At 42.0% G+C, this 2557-nt stretch carries 4 protein-coding genes; 1 reads left to right on the top strand and 3 read right to left on the bottom strand.

Annotation, left to right across the window (positions count from 1 at the left end; genetic code table 11):
* Positions 1 to 314: 314 nt before the first annotated feature.
* From bcp to O9290_RS02265, 3 genes are read right to left on the bottom strand one after another with little or no spacing between them, the layout of a single operon-like run.
* Positions 315 to 782: a thioredoxin-dependent thiol peroxidase gene (bcp, locus tag O9290_RS02275; protein WP_002761001.1), complete on the bottom strand. Its 468-nt coding sequence runs from the start codon at positions 780 to 782 to the stop codon at positions 315 to 317.
* Positions 783 to 784: 2 nt separating this feature from the next.
* Positions 785 to 1633, bottom strand: a complete 849-nt coding sequence (locus O9290_RS02270; protein WP_288057695.1) for a M56 family metallopeptidase — start codon at positions 1631 to 1633, stop codon at positions 785 to 787.
* The gene (locus tag O9290_RS02265) at positions 1633 to 2121 is read right to left on the bottom strand and encodes a BlaI/MecI/CopY family transcriptional regulator (protein WP_002761005.1); all 489 of its coding nucleotides are present in this window, start codon (positions 2119 to 2121) and stop codon (positions 1633 to 1635) included. The genes O9290_RS02270 and O9290_RS02265 overlap by 1 nt, the downstream gene beginning before the upstream one ends.
* Positions 2122 to 2141: 20 nt before the next feature.
* Here O9290_RS02265 and O9290_RS02260 point away from each other — a divergent pair, with 20 nt between their 5' ends.
* On the top strand, positions 2142 to 2432 hold the full coding sequence (locus O9290_RS02260; RefSeq protein ID WP_002732452.1) for a small RNA NsiR4-regulated ssr1528 family protein: 291 nt from the start codon (positions 2142 to 2144) through the stop codon (positions 2430 to 2432).
* Positions 2433 to 2557: the final 125 nt, after the last annotated feature.

Raw genomic sequence — 2557 nt, 5'->3', positions numbered from 1 at the left:
AAATCCTTATCTGGTAAGAGACTTAATTGATTAGTTTGCTCTAGAGCAAAAACAATTGACAAAAATCGCTAAATGCCTTTCTATGTAAGGGTTCCATCCCTTATAACCCCCGTCCATTGCATAACACAAACCGAAGAGCCTCACTGATCACTGATTACTGTTTACTAATCACAGCAAAAAGTGTTCATGTTAGTGAGCTTGTCGAACTACTGATCTCACGACGAAGTCTGACGGCTTAGATGTGTAATTAATTTTGCTTAGGTACTTAAAAGAGCGCGATCAGTACCCAGAAAAAATCGACTACTAGGGGCTTCCTACTGCAATTCCTCAAGTTTTTTCAAAACCGCTTCTGCATGGGCTTTTACCTTGACATTTAACCAAATATAGGCAATATTTCCCCGGGGGTCGATCAGGAAAGTGGAGCGTCTAATCCCCATATATTCCTTGCCCATAAATTTTTTTAATCCCCAGACTTGATAAATTTCCGCCTGTTGATGTTCGGGATCGCTCAATAATTGAATAGTTAAATTGTGTTTTTCAATAAAACGACAGTGGGACTTTTCTGAATCGGGACTAACTCCCAGAATTACCGCATTTAATTGCTGAAATTGCGGCGACAAAGCGGTAAAATCGATCGCTTCTGTGCTGCAGCCCGGAGTGTTATCTTTGGGATAAAAATATAAGACCAACCATTGACCGGCAAAATCTGCTAATTTACTAATTTCCCCCCTTTGGTTGGGGGTGGCAAATTCGGGGGCTTTTTGTCCAACTTCTAGGGTCATTTTTAGGAGTGTAAAGGCAAGAGTAAGAAAGGAGCGAGGGAGAGGGAAAGCAATAGCCAGACTTGATAGTTAAATCTGGGAAGTTCGGGGTTTTCTGACTCGACTAAAGCATCGATTCTCTCTAATAAACGATTATTTAAAGAATGATCATTGAGAGCGACACAGCAACTATCGGAGAAACTTATTTCCGCTACTTGATTAACTTTTTCTGCCACTAAAAGCAGCGATTCAGCTAATAGTAAATAATCCACTTGTCCAGAAGCATACTTATCGGCGCGCAATTCCCGCAAGAAGACCAATTCTGACCATAAATTCTCGCTATTGGGCAGCCAAGAAGACATCGATCGCAACCAACCTAACCAGAAAAACCAGAAAGTGTCATGATATTCTTGGTGAGCTTGTTCGTGGGCTAAAACTGCTTGTAAATGTTCTTGATCTAAGAGATTTAATAATCCTTGGGTTACAATTAATTCCGACTTCCAGAAGCCAACTCTGGCACTGTAGGGAAAATCCACTGCTAAAACTCTCGCCTTCTGAGCGGTGATTTTTTTGAGGGGATAACTGCTAAAATCCCGATGGGTTTGCCAAGTTTGATAGGAGAGTTTTATCAAACACAATATAGCAAAAACTAGCCAAATTATAGCACTAAAGTAACTAATTAAACTGGAGTTATAACCCAACATTTGCCCGCGATAGCCCATACAAACCACCGATATAACTGTCATTAACAGCAGCAAAGGAGGAAAGAGAAAGAAAAATAGCGTTATCTGCCAACGACGCTGATAGCTGGGCAGAAACCAACGTAAACCAATGGCGATAGTTAATGCTAGTAATAACATTGAACCGTGCATTAGCTTTCTCTCCGTTGTTGACGCAGGGTATCTAAACGAGATGCGATCGCTTTTAATTGTTCGACACTAGCAGTATCGAGACTATCGGCAAAAGAAGCCACCACATCCGCATTACCAATAGCCAAAAAACGATGTAATTGTTCGTAGGCTTTAATTGCCTGTGCTTGTTCCTTAGAAACCATCGGTTTCCAGTAGAAAATCCGACCCTTTTTATAACAACTTAACCAGCCTTTATTAGTTAAACGACGCAGTACCGTAGTCACAGAAGTATAGGCCAGATCTCGTTCCGGATCCGCTAAAATGCGATCGTGGACATCCTTAACGCTAACGGGTTCCAATTCCCAGACAATATTGAGAATTTCCGCTTCCAGGGGGCCCAGGGATAACTGTTTTGGTTGATAGGTCGGCAATTGAGCCATAGTCACACAGAAATGAAGATTACTTTCCTGATCATAGCGGCGGATATCGATCGCCTGATAAAATAGCAACGATCCTTTATATTGTCTTTATGTCCACCGAAACTAATTTAACCACAACTACGGGCGCTGATGCCATTGATGTGGCGATCGCTAATGGCATTGATTTTGATGGTTCCCCAATTCCCCCGGCAAAATTGGAACTTTATCACCGGGTAATGGGTTTGGAAGCAGGACGACAAAGAAGCGGGGTTTCTAACACGATGAGATCGCGAATTGTCCGCATCGGGGCTAAACATATCCCCCAAGAGGAATTAAATCAGCTGTTGTTAGCCGCCGATTTTGCCCCTCTCAAGGAGAAAGAAATCGCTTTTTACCTATAATGTCGGCTTTTCATCTCTCGGTTTCACCTCGGAGATGAAAAGTTCCGCCAGCATAGAACAGCGAAGCACGACTAAGAATAACTCTAATCTATAGTTGCCAATTTAACTTTAGTATGCTAGAGTAG

Origin of the sequence: Microcystis sp. LE19-41.2A (assembly GCF_027530405.1) — a bacterium.
In the GTDB taxonomy this organism is placed as follows: Bacteria; Cyanobacteriota; Cyanobacteriia; order Cyanobacteriales; family Microcystaceae; genus Microcystis; species Microcystis aeruginosa.
This window is presented reverse-complemented; position numbering and strand designations above follow the sequence as displayed.